The 16,889-nt window shown below is 69.1% G+C and carries 13 protein-coding genes and 1 pseudogene; 10 read left to right on the forward strand and 4 right to left on the reverse strand.

Annotation, left to right across the window (positions count from 1 at the left end):
• The first annotated feature begins 43 nt into the window (after window positions 1–43).
• Window positions 44–3,343 carry a serine/threonine-protein kinase gene (locus HUA76_RS18680; RefSeq protein ID WP_174461651.1) on the forward strand — a complete coding sequence of 1,100 codons (3,300 nt, stop codon included), beginning with the start codon at window positions 44–46 and terminating at the stop codon, window positions 3,341–3,343.
• A 35-nt stretch (window positions 3,344–3,378) separates the two neighbouring features.
• The gene (locus HUA76_RS18685; RefSeq protein ID WP_254614365.1) at window positions 3,379–3,669 is read left to right on the forward strand and encodes an RCC1 domain-containing protein; all 291 of its coding nucleotides are present in this window, start codon (window positions 3,379–3,381) and stop codon (window positions 3,667–3,669) included.
• Between the two features lie 84 nt (window positions 3,670–3,753).
• Here the strand turns inward: HUA76_RS18685 and HUA76_RS18690 are convergent.
• Window positions 3,754–3,963, reverse strand: a pseudogene (locus tag HUA76_RS18690) (integrase core domain-containing protein); the annotation flags it as partial.
• A 275-nt stretch (window positions 3,964–4,238) separates the two neighbouring features.
• Here HUA76_RS18690 and HUA76_RS18695 point away from each other — a divergent pair.
• Entirely contained in the window at window positions 4,239–4,907 is a 669-nt protein-coding gene (locus HUA76_RS18695; protein ID WP_174461653.1) for a hypothetical protein, read from the forward strand.
• Window positions 4,908–5,015: 108 nt separating this feature from the next.
• Here the strand turns inward: HUA76_RS18695 and HUA76_RS18700 are convergent, their stop codons facing one another.
• Window positions 5,016–6,350: an ADYC domain-containing protein gene (locus tag HUA76_RS18700; protein WP_217439885.1), complete on the reverse strand. Its 1,335-nt coding sequence runs from the start codon at window positions 6,348–6,350 to the stop codon at window positions 5,016–5,018.
• A gap of 245 nt (window positions 6,351–6,595) precedes the next feature.
• Between HUA76_RS18700 and HUA76_RS18705 the strand changes: the two genes are divergently transcribed.
• Both HUA76_RS18705 and HUA76_RS18710 read left to right on the forward strand, forming a co-directional pair.
• On the forward strand, window positions 6,596–7,918 hold the full coding sequence (locus HUA76_RS18705; RefSeq protein ID WP_254614335.1) for a sigma 54-interacting transcriptional regulator: 1,323 nt from the start codon (window positions 6,596–6,598) through the stop codon (window positions 7,916–7,918).
• Between the two features lie 306 nt (window positions 7,919–8,224).
• Window positions 8,225–9,676, forward strand: coding sequence for a glycoside hydrolase family 6 protein (locus HUA76_RS18710; RefSeq protein ID WP_174458478.1), 1,452 nt, complete (start codon window positions 8,225–8,227; stop codon window positions 9,674–9,676).
• A 29-nt stretch (window positions 9,677–9,705) separates the two neighbouring features.
• Here the strand turns inward: HUA76_RS18710 and HUA76_RS18715 are convergent, their stop codons facing one another.
• Entirely contained in the window at window positions 9,706–10,164 is a 459-nt protein-coding gene (locus tag HUA76_RS18715) for a YaiI/YqxD family protein (RefSeq protein WP_141643811.1), read from the reverse strand.
• Between the two features lie 170 nt (window positions 10,165–10,334).
• Between HUA76_RS18715 and HUA76_RS18720 the strand changes: the two genes are divergently transcribed.
• Entirely contained in the window at window positions 10,335–11,993 is a 1,659-nt protein-coding gene (locus tag HUA76_RS18720; RefSeq protein WP_174461656.1) for a M14 family metallopeptidase, read from the forward strand.
• A gap of 25 nt (window positions 11,994–12,018) precedes the next feature.
• On the opposite strand, the gene HUA76_RS18725 is transcribed toward HUA76_RS18720, so the two are convergent.
• Window positions 12,019–12,285: a hypothetical protein gene (locus HUA76_RS18725; protein ID WP_174461657.1), complete on the reverse strand. Its 267-nt coding sequence runs from the start codon at window positions 12,283–12,285 to the stop codon at window positions 12,019–12,021.
• A gap of 76 nt (window positions 12,286–12,361) precedes the next feature.
• Here HUA76_RS18725 and HUA76_RS18730 point away from each other — a divergent pair, with 76 nt between their 5' ends.
• From HUA76_RS18730 to HUA76_RS18745, 4 genes are all read left to right on the forward strand, one after another.
• On the forward strand, window positions 12,362–13,756 hold the full coding sequence (locus HUA76_RS18730) for a HEAT repeat domain-containing protein (protein WP_174461658.1): 1,395 nt from the start codon (window positions 12,362–12,364) through the stop codon (window positions 13,754–13,756).
• A gap of 85 nt (window positions 13,757–13,841) precedes the next feature.
• Window positions 13,842–14,972, forward strand: coding sequence for a sensor histidine kinase (locus HUA76_RS18735; protein ID WP_174461659.1), 1,131 nt, complete (start codon window positions 13,842–13,844; stop codon window positions 14,970–14,972).
• Window positions 14,969–15,781 (forward strand): LytTR family DNA-binding domain-containing protein, encoded by an 813-nt coding sequence (locus HUA76_RS18740; protein WP_141643816.1) that lies wholly within the window; start codon window positions 14,969–14,971, stop codon window positions 15,779–15,781. The genes HUA76_RS18735 and HUA76_RS18740 overlap by 4 nt, the downstream gene beginning before the upstream one ends.
• A 146-nt stretch (window positions 15,782–15,927) precedes the next feature.
• On the forward strand, window positions 15,928–16,857 hold the full coding sequence (locus HUA76_RS18745) for a PD40 domain-containing protein (protein WP_174461660.1): 930 nt from the start codon (window positions 15,928–15,930) through the stop codon (window positions 16,855–16,857).
• The last annotated feature ends 32 nt before the right edge of the window (window positions 16,858–16,889 follow it).

Here is a 16,889-nt window from a genome sequence, read left to right on the forward strand (position 1 = left end):
CGGGGCTGGTCCGGGGACCTCGTGGGGCGGCTAGCATGGCGCCATGTCGGAACGGGGAGACGCGGGGCGCCGGGAAGGGGACGACGGGCCCACGATGGATGGCAGCGAGGCGCCGGAGGACGCGCGCGCTCCAGACCTGGGCGTGGCGGAGGTGGCGATGGGCGAGCGCTTCGACTCGCTGGAGCTGCTGGGGCGCGGGGGGATGGGGGAGGTCTACAAGGCGAGGGACCGGAGGTTGGGTCGCTTCGTGGCGCTCAAGTTCGTGCGGGAGGCGGACCCGGACCGCGTCATGCGCTTCCTCCAGGAAGCCCGCGCGCAGGCGCGCATCGTCCATCCTCACGTCTGCCGCGTGTACGAGGTGGGCCGTGTCGGCGCGCGGGACTTCATCGCGATGCAGCTCGTGGACGGCACCCGGCTGGACCGCGTGGCGCCCGACATGTCGCTGGGCGAGAAGGTCCAGGTGATGCGGGAGGTCGCATCGGCGATGCACGAGGCGCATCGGCTGGGCGTCATCCACCGCGACCTCAAGCCCTCCAACATCCTGGTGGAACGGCAGGAGGAGCGGCGCTGGTACCCGGTGGTGACGGACTTCGGGCTGGCCCACGACGCGGACCTGGAGCAGGGCCTCACGAAGACAGGGGCGGTGCTAGGCACGCCTTCGTACATGGCTCCCGAGCAGGCGCGCGGAGACCGCGCCAGCGTGGACCGGCGCACGGATGTCTATGGCCTGGGCGCCACGCTGTACGAGCTGCTGACGGGGGTGCCGCCGTTCCGCGACACCACCTCCGTGGGCACGTTGCATCAGGTGTTGCACGAGGACGTGGTTGCTCCTCGCCTGCGCGTGCCGGAGGTGGCGGGCGACCTGGAGACCATCGTCCTGACGTGTCTGAACAAGGACCCGGCGCGACGGTATGCCTCGGCGCGCGCGCTGGCGGAGGACCTGGACCGGTACAGGGATGGCGAGCCCATCCTCGCGCGAAGACCGGGGCTCGTCGCACGAGGACGGCGGTGGGCGCGCAAGCACCGCGCGCTCGTCGTCGTCTCCGCCGTCTCCCTGCTGAGTGTGCTGGTCGTCTCCGTCCTGGGTGTGCGCTCGTGGAGTCAGGCCGAGGGACGCGCCCGCCTCGCGGAGCACCTGGGGCAGCAGGTGAAGGACGTGGAGTGGCTGATGCGCGCGGCCTTGATGGCGCCGCTGCATGACACGCGTCCGGAAGAGCGGCTCGTGCGTGAGCGGATGGTCCAGCTCACCTCGACACCGCACGCGCTGGGTGTGCATGGCGAGTCGCTGGTGCATTACGCACGAGGCCGCGGCCATCTGGCGATGGGCGAGTTGGAACAGGCCCGCGAGGAGCTGACTCGCGCGGCGGGGCTGGGGCTGGATTCTCCCGAGCTGAATCTGGCGTTGGGGAAGACGCTGGGCGGCTTGTACCTCCTGGCGATGGAGACGGCGCGACGCCGGGGCGGGCCCGAGTGGGTGGCCGAGCACGCGCGGACCCTGGAAGTGGACCTCCTCGCGCCCGCCCTGCGCGCGCTGGAGCGAGGGCAGGGCGCGGCGGGGGAGTCGCCACGGCTGCTGGCGGGATGGATGGCGTTCTATCGCCAGGACCTGGCTGGGGCGGAGGCCGCCGCGTCGGGTGCGGAGGCCGAGACTCCGTGGATGTTGGAGCCGCGGATGCTCGCGGCGGACGTGGCTCATGCGCGGGCCATGGAGCGGCTGGGCCGTGGGGATTACGAAGCCGCGCGCGCGGACTTCCTGGAGGCGGCACGTCGCTATGAACGTGCGCTGGAGCTGGGACGCAGCGATGCGCGGGGCCACGAGGCGCTCGCGGAGGTCTGGCTCCAGCAAGCGGACCTGGACCGGAAGGAGGGCCGCTCGCGCAAGGACTCGTTGTCGCTGGCGCTGGAGGCGAGTGAGCGGGCGCTCGTCGCATCGCCCATGCGCGCGTCCGCGCACACGAAGCGGGCGCTGGTGTTGATGAATGCCTATCGCGCGGCGAGTCCCCTGGATGGGAACGAGGAGCCGAAGCGGCTCCTGGGAGAAGCCATTGCGTCTGCCTCGCGAGCCATCGAGCTCGAACCCCGGGAGGTCCTGGCGTACGACACGCTGGGCTTCAGTCTCTTCCTGCGGGGGCTTCAAGTCGCGCGCGAGGGCGGAGACCCCGGGGCGTCGTGGGACGAGTCCATGGCCCAGCTCACCCGGGCACTGGAGCTGGAGCCGGCCTACCCCTGGGGACACAATGACCTGGCGCTCGTGCACCGGTGGAAGGGCAATCATCAGCGCGAGCACGGTCTGGACCCGCGTCCCGAGTACGAGGCCTCGGGGAAGCACCTGCGGCTCGCGCTGCGCACGGACCCCCGGTACCTCTTCGCGCACTCGAATCTGGCGGAGCTGCACAACTCGCTGGGGACGTACGCGCTGTCGCGAGGCGAGGACCCGAGCCCGGACGTGGAACGCGCATTGGAGGCGGGACGGGGCGCGCTCGCGTTGGATGGTCGCTTCTACTCCGCGCTGAACGAGGTGGCGCTGGCGGAGCTGACCCACGCCTCGTACCTCATCGACGTGGGAGGTGACGCGAGTCCCACGTTGACCCGAGCGCTCGATGCACTCGCCCGCTCGCTGAGCATCAATGCGACGGCGGGACGCACCCACTTCCATGTCGCGTCGGCGCACTTGTTGTTGGCGACCCAGGCGGTGCGTGACGGGAAGTCTCCCGAGACTCCGCTGGCGGATGGGCGCCGGGCGCTGGAAGAGGCGTTGCGTGTGGACGCGCGCTGCGCGGATTGTCGCGTCGTGGGCTCGAGTCTGGAGTTGATGGGCGCGGAGTGGGCCAGGCGGCAGGGGAGGCGCGCGGTGGAGACGCTCCTGCGAGCCCGTGCCGAGGCCCGTCGCGCCGTGGCGCTCTATCCGTATCTCGAGGCCCATGTGTCGCTCGCGCGGGCTTCGTGGAAGCTGGCTGAGGCGCAGCCCCTCGCGGAGGCGAGAGTCGCGCTGTCCGAGGGCTTGAGACAGGTGGAGCTGGCGATGCGGCTCGACCCGAATCAGGCGCAGGCACATGCGCTGCGTGCCGGATTGTTGTTCATGGAGGCACGGGTGGGCTCCACGCAGGAGGAAGGTGTCCGTCAGGCGAAAGCCGCGCTCGCGCGAGCCCTGGAACACAACCCCTTGCTTCGTCGTGAGTACATCGAACTGATACGAGGCCTGGACGCCATGGTCCACGTCCCCGTCGCAGGACCTGCAAAGTGGCTGGCCCCCGTAGAACATCCAGGGGTCATCCACCTCCAGGCACCCGGCGGTGAACGGTTGCTCGACACCCAGCGAGGCGTGAAGCCCCGTCAGCGGTGACCCTGACATCATTGCGCATGGATATGGGTAACGGAATGAAAGACAATACAGGGCGGCGGTTCGGAAGGCCAGCAGCGCTCTGGCTGGGATTGTTTCCATGGGTCAGCTGTGGACAGCCCACCGGCGCGCCAGGAGCGCAGGTTTCGACAGGCGCTGCTCTGTCGGGGGCTCAGGCTCAAGCCCGTATCGCCGCTGGCGATTCCCATTCGCTGGCGCTGCGCTCAGACGGCACTGCGTGGGGCTGGGGCTACAACGCATTCGGCGAGGTGGGGGAGGGCATCACGAGCAAGCGCTCCACCCCGGTGCCCGGGCTGATCGGGATATAGCCGCATCCTCCTGGTGAGCGAGCGCAACGCGGACACGGTGGACCTGTACCGCACCGGATTGTCGAGACACCCAGGCGGTCGTAATCAGGCCGCTTGTTTCAGCTGCGGCAGCGCTCGCCGGGCCTGACTCGGCGAGAGGAAGTTGTGGCGCTCCAGCAGCCGGTGCTCGTTGTATCGGTGGGCCCACTCCAGCAGGGCCGTCCGGAGGTACTCCACGGGGGAGAAGATGCGCACCCAGAGCAGGCGCTCCTTGAGGGTGCGAATGAAGCGCTCGGCGCAGCCGCTGCCCTCGGGGCCTTCGAACAGAAGCAGTACCCGGGTGTGAGCAGCAACCAGAGAACCAGGGTGACCCGCGCCATTGCAGTTATCGATGAGAGGAGGCTCCTCTTCCGTCTGGCTCACCTGGATGCTAGGTATCAAATATTCAGCTCTTTCTACCGTCACCAAATCCTCATGAACGCCTCCGCCGTCAATGCGTCCCCAGCCTTTGACAGTCGTCCACTACCGCAGCCGCCTGCAGCCGTGACGCCCTTTCTGTCGGATGTCGCCACGAAGAGAGGAGGGGGCTGGTGAAGGGCTTCGGCTGTCTAGCGGTGCTGTTTGGGGGTGCACTCAAGCTCTGGTCAGCCTGTTGGGTAATCGCCCTGCTCGTCGCCCACGCGCACGGGAAAATACAGGAGCCGGCCAAAATGGTTGCCGCCCTGTGGGGGGGGATGGTCGTACTCCCCTTCCTGCTCGGCCAATTTCTGTGGAAGAAGGGGCGTTCGTCCCAAGAAGAGCGCGAGCCCGCTCACTGGGTAACGCCGACCGTGGAGCGCCGTGACCCCATGGCTGAGCTGGCTGACTTCATCCGCAACAAGGGGGATGTCACCGTCAAGGACGTGGCCATCTTCTGTCAGGTGTCGGAAGAGAAGGCTGAACAATTCATCCTGAAGCTCATCGCCGCCGGTGAAATCAACCGAGTCTTCGAACCCCAGAAGGGGGCTTACGTTGTTTCCTCCTTCACCCCGGGGCGGACTTCCGCCGGCCTCCTGTCGAGCGCTGTTTCCCTCGGCAACGTGAGCACAGATGCATCCGCTTCATCAGAAAACGTCACTGTCTCAACTCGGCGCCTCGAGCACCGCTGCCCTTCGTGCAACGCTCCACAGGACCTCGGCGAATCAAGTCCCGGAGACAAGCGCGTCTGTCCCTATTGCGATATCGCCTTCCTGGTGGTCGCCGCGTCGCCCGGCCCCTGAACAAAGAGCCCGCCTGCTGCTGGAGGAGGAGATTCGAGGCCTGCTGACGTCCTTGGGGCACCTGGACGTGGTTACACTCCGCCTTGGCCCTGACCTGCTGGGCACGCCCTAGTGTCGCGGTGGCAGGCCCGTCGCGAGCTTGCCGTTGTCCCGCCACAGGATGAGCTGTCCCGACGGTGCCTCACAGCGCTCGATTCGGGGGCCATGTTCCGGATGCAGGGGAATCTCCGGGTGACGCCGGTGCTCGGGATTGAGGCAGACCGCGCCCTCGGGACTCCAGAGGGCCTCCAGGAAGTCGGTGCGCTCGATGCCACCCTCCGCGTCTCGCCCAAACCCATACTCATCCCGTTTGACGATGCGAGTGCCCGTCAGTGTGTAGCTCTTGAGGTCGCCCTTGCCCACGAAGTACGCCGCGCGCTTCGCCTGGAGACAGGAGCCATAGACATATTCCCGATTCGGGTCCGACACCCCTGTCTGGGGATTCCAGGGGCTGTAACCCCAATCCAGGCACGTGACGATGGCACCGGACTCGCAGCCGAGCGTCGTGACGTTGGCGTCGGCGGTGACGGCGGCATTCATATCATCCACCACCCGCCCCGGGAGGATGCCCACCCGGCCCCGCGCGGACCCTCCGCACGGATTCGTCCAGGCCGGATGGTTGCCATTGGGGTCCCTCAACCGGTGTCTCACCTCATACTTCTGAAGCTGGAACGGGGGGAGGAGTTGGTCGGCTCCCAGCGGGACGAGCTGGAGCTCGAAGAACGTCTCCTCGTCCGGCACGTTCCGGAAGAGCACGTCGAACGTGAAGCCCGCGAGCGCCGACCCCTGGAGCGTCTGGATGTCCTCCGGCTTGCTGCACTTCATCCGCGACTGACAGTAATTGACGACGAGCTGGTCCCCCTGTCCCTGCACGCTGTGAATCGCAACGAAGCTCGCGGGAGCCCCCTGTGGCGTGCGCCCGAGCTCACCCGGCAATACCCCCCGGAGCGTCGCGGTGTAGAAGAGCGTGCCCATGACTCGGTCCCTCCCCTTGAGCACCACGTCCCCGGGCGCGCGGTTGACGAAGGCCTCCGGGCAGAACCGGAACTCCGTCCCCTGGGTGAAGCAGAAGTCGCTGCCCTCGACGATGTAGATGCCCTGGCCGTTCGAGTTGTCCGGGATGCACTGCCCCGTCGGACACTCCAGCGGCGCCAGCGGTTGGGCCGTGGGCTCCAGGGGCGGGCAGTCCTTTCCCTTGCAAGGTGTGACGGGCAACTGGGTCTCCGAGTCCGTCACGTACTTGTCGCCCACGTCGGGCTGCCGGGGGTTCGGGTCCGAAGGTGACGGCGGGAGCTGGAGGGGCTTGAGGCAGGCGCTCGCGCCGAGGAGCGCCAGTGTCGCCAGCAGGATGGGGCCGGTGGTCCGGTGGGCTCCCCGCACGGGCGCCGCGATGTCGTCAGTCATGTTCCTCATGGTGGTGTCCCCTGGTGCCTCGTGATGCGTGCGCCCCATAGCGAGCGCCGTGCCACGGTTGAACGCGCCCCTGACATTCCCGTCGCCGGCGGGAGCATGTCCTCGCGAGGCGCCCGAGTCGCTCCGGAAATGGCACAAGCGCTGGCACCGTGCCGTGTGCCACCGCCCGGCGCGTATGATGACCCGGCATGGAACACGATGGGTCGACGCTCCGGCCGAGTGGTGATGGACGAGGGATGGAGGTCTCGGACGCGGCGCGCGTTCCCGGGCTGGTGCGCCTGTTTGGCGGAGGGGCGGCGCTGGCGGTGGCGCTCCGGCTCCCGCTGGAGGGGCTGGAGCTGGGGCGAGGTCCCCAACTCGGCGACGTCCAGGACCCGAGGATGTCGCGGCGCCATGCCCAGGTCCGCTTCGACGGGAAGCACTTCTGGGCCGTCGACCTGGGAAGCCAGAACGGAACCTGGGTGGATGGAGAGCCGCTCGCGCCCGGCGCGCCTCGCGAGGTGCGCGCCGTGCTCCGGATGGGAGACTCCCTCTTCGTGCCGAGCGTCGACGTGCGGCCCCTGGAAGAACACGGCGTCGGACTGGTGGACGGCTTCGTGCGGGGGCCCGGTGGCCAGAGGCTGCTCGCGGAGGTGACTCGCGCCGCGGAGCTGGGCTTTTCGCTCCACATCCATGGAGAGAGCGGCTCCGGCAAGGAAGGCATGGCGCGCGCCTTCCACCAACACGGTCCCCGGCGCGAGGGCCCCTTCGTCGCCGTCAACTGCGCGGCTATTCCCGAGGGCATCGCGGAGCGGCTCCTCTTCGGTGTCCGGCGCGGCGCGTACTCCGGCGCGGAGGCAGACGCCCAGGGATACCTGCAGGCCGCGGATGGCGGCACGCTGTTCCTCGATGAAGTGGTGGAGCTGGACCTGGCCGTCCAGGCCAAGCTGCTGCGCGCGCTGGAGACGCGCGAGGTGCTGCCCCTGGGCGCCTCCCGGCCGAAGACGGTGGACCTGCACCTGTGCTCCGCGAGCAACAAGGACCTGCGCGCCCTGGTGGCCCGGGGCGGGCTGCGCGAGGACCTGTACTTCCGCATGGGCCGGCCCGAGGTGGTGGTGCCTTCGCTGCGCCAGCGCCCCGAGGAACTGCCCCTGCTGCTCCAACGCGAAGCGGAGCGGGTGGCGCCGGGGCTTGGGCTCCACGTCTCCCTGGTGGAGCAGTGTCTCCTGCGGCCCTGGCCGGGAAACATCCGCGAACTCCTGGTGGAGCTGCGTGGCGCCGTCCAGGCCGCGCTGCTTCAGAGCGCCACTCGGGTGGAGGCTCGACACCTGAGCCCGAGCGCGGGAACAGCCTTTGGCCCCGGAAGTGTCACCGTGCGCGCCGGCCCCGAGCCTCGCGCGGATGCGACGGAGCGCGCCCAGGGGGATGTCCAGGAACGGGCCCGGATTGAAGAGGCCCTGCGCCAGCAGGGAGGCAATGTCTCCGCGACGGCGCGCGCGCTCGGTCTGCACCGCACCCAGCTTCGACGGCTTCTGCGCCGACATGGCCTCGACGGCGCGGAGTCCTCCGAGCCCGAGTGAGCCGCGTTCTCCCGGATGCGCGCGCCCCGTGTGTGAGCCCGCATGACGGAGTGTCCGGTATCTCCTGGCGTCGCCGCCGGGCGTGGATGTCTACAATCCTGATGGACGACGCTGTTTCAAGCTCCTTTTCAATTTTGCCATTGCAGTCGTCCGCCAGGGCTTGTGTGTATTTGAGCTAGTAAAACAGGAAAAACCTGCCAGTATGCCGCGACGCGGCGAAGAAGGACTTTCACCGTCGCGCCAAGGTCCCGCGCCAGGCCGGACGTCATTCCCTGTCATCCGGAAGCGGGCAGGAGGAATCGTTTCGTGCAACTGCGTCGACATGTGGGTTGGGTAGCCGTCGTGTTGGGTGCATCCCTGGTGGCCGCGTGTGGCCCCGCCGCGCCGTCAGCTCCCGCGCCCGAGCCGGAGTCGGAGGGCCAGGTGTCCTCGCCGCTCACGGAGCTGGTCGTCAATGGAACCTTCAGTGGCGGGACGGTGGCGCCGTGGTGGAGCGGTGCCAACTCCCAGTCGGTGGTGGAGAACGGGAAGCTGCGCATCAACGTCACGGGGACCCCCGCCAATCCCTGGGATGCACCCTCGGGACAGGACAACATCGTCCTGGTGAATGGCCGGGCGTACACCCTGTCCTTCACGGCGTCCGCGTCGGCGACCGTGCGGGTGCGGGTGACGGTGCAGTTGGGGGCCGCGCCGTACACCGCGCCGCTGGACCAGTACATCACCCTGGATGGAACCACGCGCACCTTCACATTCCCCTTCACCTCGAACCTGGCCACGACGGCGGGGCAGGTGACGTTCCAGCTCGGCGGCGTGGGCGCCTTCTCGGCCTTCCTGGACAACATCTCCCTCACCACGGAGGACGGCGGGGGTGGCACCGGGCCGGTGGGAATGACGAGCGGCTTCTACGTCGACCCCAACTCCAACTCCGCCGTCTGGGTGCGCAACAACGGTGGGGACTCCCGAGCGGCGCGCATCCAGTCGTCCATCGCGAGCAAGGCGGGGGCGCGCTGGTTCGGCAACTGGAGTGGAGACATCGCCTCGGCGGTGTCCAGCTTCGTCGCCGCCGCGGACACGGCGGACAAGCTCCCGGTGCTGGTGGCCTACAACATTCCCGGACGCGACTGCGGCAGTCACTCCGGCGGAGGCGCGGGCAGTCCCGAGGCCTACCGCACGTGGATCTCCGCCTTCGCCACCGGCCTGGGCAACCGCCCGGCCATCGTCATCATCGAGCCGGACGCGGTCGCCCAGCTCGACTGTCTGCCCAATGATGCGGAGCGACAGACGCGGCTCGGCCTCCTGCGCTACGCGACGGAGCAGCTGAGAGATCGTGCGCCGAACACGTGGGCCTACCTGGACGGTGGCAATGCCAACTGGATTGCCGCCGACACGATGGCGCAGCGGCTGGAGTCCGCCGGCGTCCGCAACATCCGGGGCTTCGCGCTGAACGTGTCGAACTTCTACACCACGGCCCAGTCGACCACGTACGGGGCGGCGGTGAACGGCGCGCTCAATACGCGCTACGGCTACACGAAGCCCTTCGTGGTGGACACCAGCCGCAACGGCAATGGCCACAATGGCGAGTGGTGCAACCCGGCGGGCCGCAAGCTGGGCGTGCTGTCACAGGTGGGCGGGGGCGCGGAGATGCTCCTGTGGGTGAAGGTGCCCGGAGACTCCGACGGCAACTGCGGCATCGCCCCCACGACTCCAGCGGGCCAGTTCAGCCCCGACATCGCCATCCGCCTCATCGACGGGACCTGAGTCCAGGGGCTCCCGGAGCGCGCGACGAATCAGCCGCGCTTCGGGAGCAGCCGGGCCAGCTCGCGGTCCAGCGCCGCGGCGAAGCGCTGGCGGTCCTGGGCGTTGAAGCCGCTCGGGCCGCCTGTCACGACGCCGCTCTCCCGCAGCTCCTGCATGAAATTCCGCACGGAGAGTCGCTCGGCGATGTTCTCCTCGGAGAACAGCTCCCCACGAGGGTCCAACGTCACCACGCCTCGCGGCACCAGCAGCGCCGCGAGCGGGATGTCCTGGGTGACGGCCAGGTCCCCGCGCTGGGCCGACGTGGCGATGTGCTGGTCCGCCACGTCGAGCCCCGCACCCACCTGCACGGTGGAGACGAACTCCGCGCGGGGCAGGTTCATCGCCCGGTTGGCCACGAACACCAGGGGCACCTTGAGGCGCTGTGAGGCGCGCAGGAGGATTTCCCGGACAGGGCCCGGACAGGCATCGGCATCGACCCAGATTTTCATGCGGCCCGCATCCTCGCGTGGATTCACGGCGCGGTGCTCCGGAATATTCGGCGTGGACCGTGCAGTGCGTCGACGAGCGCTCACTGGATGACGGCGACCCGGAGTGAACGGTGCCGCGTTGTGGACGAAGTGCTTGACGACGCGGGAGCGCGGCGCTCGGATGCGCGCCCATGTCCGAGCTGCTCACCCGTGCTGAAGCCTCGAATTACGCCGAAACCTCGCGTCATTCCGACGTGCTCGCCTTCATCGACGAACTCTGCCGCCGCACGAAGCTCGCCCGACGGGTGGACTTCGGGACCAGCGGCGAGGGTCAGCCGCTGGTGGCGATGGTCGTGAGCGACCGCAACTGCTTCACGCCAGAGCTGGCGCGCAAGCAGAAGAAGGTCGTCGTGCTGGTGGAGGCCAACATCCACGCCGGCGAGGTGGAGGGCAAGGAGGCGCTGCTCGCGCTCGCGCGGGATTTGACGCTGACGAAGCTGGGCGCGAAGTTGCTCGACAAGCTGTGCCTGGTCCTGGTCCCCAACTTCAACCCGGACGGCAATGACCGCATCAGCCCCAACAACCGCAAGCTCAACCTCAAGAGCCTGGAGGGGCAGGTCAATCCCGAGGGCGGCGTGGGCACGCGCTACACGGGCGAGGGGTGGAACCTCAACCGCGACAGCACGAAGCAGGAGGCGCCGGAGACGCGCGCCATGGCGAAGCTGCACCAGACGTGGTGGCCCGAGCTGTTCATCGACTGCCACACCACTGACGGCAGCATCCACGCCTTCGACCTGACGTTCGACACGTCTCACTCGAACGAGCCGCTGTTCCAGGAGCTGCGCGACTACAACCGGGCGATGCTGGAGCGCGTCTCCGAATCGGTGAGCAAGCGCCACGGGTTCGACAGCTTCTGGTACGGCAACTACCGCGAGGAGGACGTGCCCGCCTCGGGTTGGCACACGTACCCGGCGCTGCCGCGCTTCGGCAGCCACTACCGGGGGCTGCTCGGCCGGCTCGACGTGTTGCTGGAGACGTACAGCTACATCGACTTCCCGCGCCGCTGCGCCGTGACGCGCGCGTGGCTGTTGGAGCTGTTCCGCGAGGCGGCCCGGAGCTCGAAGGCGTTCCTCTCCGTCACGGAGGCCCAGCAGGCGGCCATCATCGCGCGCGGCAAGACGCCGGACCTCCAGTCGCTGGTGGGCATCAACTACGGCGTCGCCACCCGGGACGCGCAGGGAGCGCTGACGTTCGACTACCCGGCCTATGCGAAGGACGGGGACCAGGCGCGCATCCAGGCGTTCGACGAGAAGAGCATCGCGGAGCATCGCTTCCCCGGGAAGAAGCGCCGCGTCTACCGCGTGCCGCACTACCGCACGTTCATCCCGACGCAGGCGGTGAGCACACCGGAGGCGTACCTGGTGCCCGCGGAGCTGGCGCCCCGGCTGGAAGGGCAGGGCATCCGGTTCGAGGTGCTCCCCAAGCCGCGCCACTTCCTGGTGGACAGCTACCGGATTGCCCGGCGGGAGGAGACCTTCAGCCCCGACGTCGCGGCGAACGTGCCCGCGCCCGGCGAGGCCGAGGTGCCGCTGAGCCTGAAGCCCAAGCCGGTGCGCTTCGAGACGGTGCTGACGGTGTCCTCCGAGCGGACGAAGCGCGAGTTCGCCCAGGGGACGCTCTACGTGCCCACGGCGCAGCGCGCAGGCACGCTGGCCGTGTACCTGCTGGAGCCGCACTCGGACGATGGCTTCTGCCGGTGGCAGTTCCTGGACACGATGCTGGAGGTGGGCGGGCTCTACCCCGTGCACCGCGTGGTGAGCCCCGCCCCGGCTCCGAAGAAGGCGGAGTGAACGAGCGCGCGCTGGGGCCCCGTGCTCAGTTGGGGCTCCAGCAGAACTGACCGGTCTCCGCGGGGGCGGAGGTGACGCCCGTCGCATCCGTCACGCGGAACCGGACGTGCTTGCGGTAGTACGTACCGGTGGTGGAGAGCTTGAAGACGCACGTCTCCTCGCGCGACGTCGTCCCGATGCCCCAGTAGGGGCTGTTGGGGCCGTGTGGCTGGATATGTCCCTGGTGCCTCCAAATGACAGGCGCTGTTGAGTTGCAACTGTTTGCGGTATGCCGGCAGGGGTTGGGGCTCAAGACAGGGCGTTCCGTGAGACATTGAACCCGGGGCCACTGTCGCGCCACAGTGCGGGGTTTCGAAGGGGAGGCGCTCATGAGGAAGTCCGTCGGACTGAGTCTGTGGTTGATGTTGGGCCTGGGCTGCGCGCATTCGTCCGGGAAGCCCCAGGACGTGGTGTCCACCGTGGGCGCGATGACCTCGCAGGAGTTGTCCCTGCGCGCGGAGAAGGCCTACGACGCCGAGGACTTCGCCACCTGCGCCGATTTGCGGCGCCAGTCCGCGGAGGCCCTGTCGGACCCCGACCTTCGCGCGGAGGAGTACTACTCCGCCGCCGGCTGCGCTTCGCTGGGAGGGCGCACCGAGGACGCGATGGCCTTCCTGAAGCGCGCGGCCGACAGTGGTTTCCTCTCCGTGGATCAGCTCCGGTTCGACCCCGAGCTGGCCTCGCTCCACTCGCTGCCGGGCTGGGCGGAGGTGGTGGCGGGTGTCCAGGCCAACCTGGACAAGGCGGGCACCCCACCCATGCCCATCCCCGTGCTCGCGACCATCGACGTGTCGCGCTCGCGTCGCGCCACCGCGGCCGAGGTCATCAAGATGCTTGGCCTGGAGGTGGGCAAGCCCATCGTCCGCAGCCGTCATCTCATGAAGAAGCGTGAGGAGGCGCTGCGCCAGCGCTTCAACCTCGCCTACACCCACGTGGGCGTCATCGCGTTCTTCGCGGAGGAATTGAAGGGACAGGCCTTCGCCAGCGTGGACCTGGTGGATGCCGAGGATTCGCACCGCTTGAGCTTCCTCCCCGCACCCACCGGACACGTGGAGGACCCGGAGGGGCTCATCGCGCACTGGCTGGAGTACGAAGACAAGGTGGTGCGCCTCATGCGCGCCGGCGCGCTGAACACCGACCAGCCTCCGTCCTGTCGTGTCGCCCACTGCTCGTTCGGGTTCGGTCACCCCGAGCTCGCCCCCTACGAGCCGCGCTTCGTCGAGAAGGCCCCCGCCGCTCGGGAGGCGCTGCTGCGCATGCTGCGCGAGGACGCCGATGCGAACCGTCGCTCGGCGGTCCCCTATGTGCTGGGTTATGCCGGCACGCCGGAGCAGGTCATCGGGTGGCTCCTGCCCTTCTTCAAGGACCCGGACTCCGGCGTGCGCAACAACGTCGTCCGCTCGGTGCTGGCCTTCCAGCAGGGCCTGGACCGGCCCGTCGTCGACCTGTCCAAGGTCTTCGAGGCGATGACGATGCCGGACGTGTCGGACCGGAACAAGGGCACGTACCTGCTGGAGATGGTGCTCCAGAAGCTCTCGCCCGAAGAGCTGAAGGCCCGCCGCGCGGAGGTGCTCCAGAAGGTCGGCACGCTGCTCGTGGACATGTCGGCCTACCAGCAGCCCATCAATCGCGAGCCCGCGGTGCTGGTGCTCCAACTGCTCTCCGGTGAGAAGTTCGAGCGTCCCGAGCAGTGGCGGCAGTGGCTGTCGAGCCAGGGCGGCTGAGCGACGCTCCGTTCGTCCCTGTCCGCGAGCGGTTTGTCCCAGGCCTCGTGGAAGCCATCCCCGGGGCCCGCTACCCTTGCCCGTCATGCGCGAAGAGGAGACGGCGAGACTCCGGGCTGGTGAGGTGGCGCCCCTGCCATCCTGGGCCGTGTGGCCAGGCGCCCTGGGCTGGTGGCTCGCGGACGCGCTCATCTCCGTGAGCCAGGTCCAGCTCCTCCAGCGCATCGGCGAGGCGGAGGTCTCCGGAGGCGCGCTGTGGCGCATGTCCCTGGCCAGCTCCCTGTTGTGGGTGCCCATCACCGTGATGTGTCTGCGCCTGTCGGAGCGAGTCCCCCTGGCGCGCGGGCGCCTGCCTTCCGCCCTGGGCTTCCATCTGGTGGCCCTGCTCCTGGTGGTGTTCGGCAGGGCGACCTTCGTCGTGCTCACCCAGGACCTCATCGGCTGGTACGAGCGCGAGCCCCGCGTGCTCGACGTGCTGGCCCAGAGCGTCGTCAACAACCTGCTGCCCTTCGTGCTGCTGACGGCGGGCGCCCACGCCCTGGGCCTCGCCCGCCGGGCGCATGTGCGTCAGCGTCGCGCGGACCAGCTCCAGGCCCAGCTGGCGGAGGCTCGGCTCCAGGCGCTCGCCTCGCAGCTCCGGCCACACTTCCTGTTCAACGCGCTCAACGCCGTGGCCTCGCTGGTCCACGCGGACCCGGATGCCGCGGAGCGCATGCTGGCGCGACTGGGCGACCTGCTGCGCCACAGCCTGGAGTCCCATGCACGACAGGAGGTGACGCTGCGCGAGGAGCAGGCGGCGCTGGCTCCCTATCTGGACATCGAACAGATTCGCTTCGGGCCCCGCCTGGAGGTGTCGTGGCGGCTGGCTCCGGACGTCCTGGATGCACGGGTGCCCTATCTGGCGTTGCAGCCCCTGGTGGAGAACGCCATCCGTCACGGACTGGCGCCGCGCGCGGAGCCGGGGCGGATTGAAATCTCCGCCGAGCGGGAAGGGGACGTGCTGCGGCTGTTCGTGCGGGACGACGGCATGGGGCCGCCCGTGGGAGGCCCGCCTCGCGGTGGAGGCGTGGGCCTGTCCAACCTGCGAGCGCGACTGGCGACCCTCTACGGGGGCAGGGCGGGGCTGGAGCTGCGGCAGGGGACGCCCCGGGGCGCGGTGGTGGAATTGCGCGTGCCGCTCGACGCGGGCCCCGAGGGGGCTCGGGTGGCGGCATGAGCGTGGAACCGGTGGAGTCGACGCTGCTTCGCGTGGCGCTCGCTGACGATGAGCCGCTGGCGCGCTCCCGGCTGCGCGCACTGCTGGCGGCGGAGCAGAACGTCGAAGTGGTGGCCGAGGCGACCAGCGGCGCGGAGGCGGTGCGCGCGGTGCTCCACACGTCGCCGGACGTGCTGCTGCTGGATGTCGAGATGCCCGCGGGTGACGGCTTCGAGGTCCTCCGCGCGCTGCCTCCGGAGTCGCTCCCCGTGGTCGTCTTCGTCACCGCGTGGCAGCAGCACGCCGTGCGGGCCTTCGAGGCGCAGGCGTTGGACTTCCTGCTCAAGCCCTATGACAAGGAGCGCTTTCGGGCCGCGCTGGTCCGGGCACGCGAGCAGGTGCGCCTCGTGCGGCGCAGCGAGGCCGTGGCGCGCCAGGAGGCACTGCTGTCGGGTCTCGCGATGGCGGAGGCCCCTCTGCGCAGGCTGCCCATCAAGGTCGACGGGCGCATCCGCTTCGTCGACTGCTCCACCATCACCCACGTGGAGTCCGAGGCCAACTACGTCCGCGTCCACGTCGGGGGCGAGCAGCACGTCCTGCGAGAGACGCTGACGCATCTGGAGGAGCGGTTGGACCCACGTCGCTTCCTCCGCGTGCATCGCTCCGTACTCGTCAATCTGGACCAGGTGCGGGAGATGGAGCCCCTGTCCCAGGGCGAATACCTGTTGGTGCTGGGCCCTGGCGGCACCGCGGTGCGCACCGGACGCAGCCATCGCGCTCGCGTGGAGTCCGCGCTCGGACTGGGGCCAGGTTCGGACGGAGCGCGCTGAGGCGCGTCCCCGAGGGGCTCCCGTCCGTCCCGCGTCCCTCTCGCTTCATCCCCGCTGCCCGGACAGCGGCGGGCAACGCGCGTACCTCTTGGGCCATGGCGGGAACGACGTCACTTCCTCCCGCCACATCCCGAGAGGAATCCGTCATGTCATCGTCATTCCGTCGCATCCCCGTGGTGCTCGCGGCGCTGGTGCTGTGCGCCGCCATGTCCGCTTCGGCCTCCGCGCCTCGCACGCCCGAGGTGTTCGCCCCGGGGTTCGTCTCCCTTCCGGGCCAGGAGGAGTGGCGCATCGCCTTCACGCCGGATGGGCGCACGGCCTTCTGGGGCGTGAGCCCCGGCTTCTTCCCCGAGACGCGCCAGGCCACCATCGTCTTCTCCGAGCTGCGCCATGGCCGATGGACGGAGCCCCGCCCCGCGTCGTTCTCGGGCGTGTATTCGGACATCGACCCGTTCGTCTCGCCGGATGGACGTCGGCTGTTCTTCTCCTCCATCCGTCCCGTCAACGGCGCGCCGCGCGAGGATGTGGAGATGTGGGTCGTCGAGCGACGCAGGGACGGCGGCTGGAGTGAGCCGCGTCACCTGGGGGCCGCGGTGCACAGCCTCGGTGACGAGCTGTACCCCAGCGTGGACGAGGACGGCACGCTGTACTTCGGCTCGGACCGTGAGGGCGGCTTCGGCGGCTGGGACGTGTGGCGCTCGAAGCTCCGCGCGGATGGCAGCTACGGGCCCGCGGAGAACGTGGGCCCCGCCGTCAACACCGAGCTGTGGGAGTTCAACCCGAACGTCCTGCCGGACGGCGACACGCTGTTGTTCGCCTCCATCGGTCGTCCGGAGGGCTACGGCTACGGCGACCTCTACGTGGCCACGCGCACGTGGCGCGGCTGGCAGCCGGCCCGCAACCTGGGGCCGACGGTGAACACCGCGCTGGACGAGTACCATCCGACGCTCTCGCCGGACCACCGCACGCTCTACTTCGTGCGGCACCAGTATGAGCCGTTCCTCCCCAGTGACCTCTTCCACGTCCAGGTCGGCCGGCTCCTCTCCGATGCCGGCTCGTGCGACGTGCGCGACTGAGCGCCCAACGCGGCTTCCACCCGGAGCCAGGG

This window comes from Myxococcus sp. CA056 (assembly GCF_013336715.1).
GTDB lineage: Bacteria > Myxococcota > Myxococcia > Myxococcales > Myxococcaceae > Myxococcus > Myxococcus llanfairpwllgwyngyllgogerychwyrndrobwllllantysiliogogogochensis.